Origin of the sequence: Pleomorphomonas sp. T1.2MG-36 (assembly GCF_950100655.1) — a bacterium.
Taxonomy (GTDB): Bacteria; Pseudomonadota; Alphaproteobacteria; order Rhizobiales; family Pleomorphomonadaceae; genus Pleomorphomonas.
Map to the genome: position 1 here is coordinate 1 of NZ_CATNLY010000015.1, position 1,073 is coordinate 1,073.

At 60.8% G+C, this 1,073-nt stretch carries 1 protein-coding gene; it reads left to right on the forward strand.

Annotated features, from left to right (window positions below; translation table 11 throughout):
* Positions 1 to 55 precede the first annotated feature (55 nt).
* Complete coding sequence (locus tag QQZ18_RS11420; RefSeq protein WP_284541044.1) at positions 56 to 1,060, forward strand: IS30 family transposase; 1,005 nt, start codon at positions 56 to 58, stop codon at positions 1,058 to 1,060.
* Positions 1,061 to 1,073: the final 13 nt, after the last annotated feature.

Here is a 1,073-nt window from a genome sequence, read left to right on the forward strand (position 1 = left end):
GAGGTCCTCCTTGGACTCACGATTGAAGTGCAACACCTGGTAAGGTGTTGCTGCGATGGGACAACATTACTCTCAGCTCTCGTTGCGGGAGCGAATGACGGTCGACCTTCTCCACCGGGAAGGGCTATCGGTGCGAAGCATAGCGGCGCGGCTTGAGAGATCAGCATCGACGATCAGCCGCGAGCTCAGGCGCAATGCCAAGCCGACCAAACGGTGGTCCGGCCCCTACGACGGCGAGCGGGCACACCGTCTGGCCGCCCGACGACGACAATGGGATACCCGTTTCAAGCTGGCGCGCCAGCCGGACCTTGCGGCCGACGTCGAGAAACGCCTTGCGATGGGACAGTCACCCGAGCAGATCGCTGGCCGGCTGGCGCGCGAGCAAGGTCGCACGATCATCAGCCACGAGTCCATCTATCGTTTCATCTACCACCGGGCGCGCCAGCCGGACCCATCCTGGTACCGGAAGCTGCCCCGTCACAAGCATCGTCGCGGCCATTTCGTCGGGTCTGGCGGAAGCCTTAGCCTGTTGATCAAAAACAGGATTTCCATCTCTGAACGTCCAGCCGAGGTCGCCACACGGCAAGCCGTGGGCCACTGGGAGACCGACCTCATGTTGTTCGGCAAACGCAACAGGGCTCTGCTCATCATCCACGAGCGACTGTCCCGATACACCATCGTCAAGCCCATCCCCGACAAGACTGCCGATGGCGTCGCAGGCAAGCTCGTTGCCTTCTTCGCAGCCCTGCCCGAGCCGCTGCGCGCCTCCGTTACTTTTGACAACGGCGGCGAGTTCGCACGCCATTACCGCCTCGCAGAGGAGCTTTCCTTGCCAACTTACTTCTGTGATCCACACAAGCCCTGGCAGAAGGGTGGCATCGAAAACGCCATCGGCCGCATGCGTCGCCAGCTACCCAGCACCACAGATCTCCAAGCCATTCCTCCGAGCGAAATCGATCGCATCATGGACCAATACAACGACTGCCCACGAAAGATCCTTGGCTACAGCACCCCGGCCGAGGTATTCAAAGACTTCCTCACTGTTGCGCTTCAAACGTGAATCCATCCTCTGC

Bases quoted from the DNA above. Each gene is read 5' to 3' on its own strand.
- QQZ18_RS11420 (WP_284541044.1), top strand. From the start codon at position 56: ATGGGACAACATTACTCTCAGCTCTCGTTGCGGGAGCGAATGACGGTC.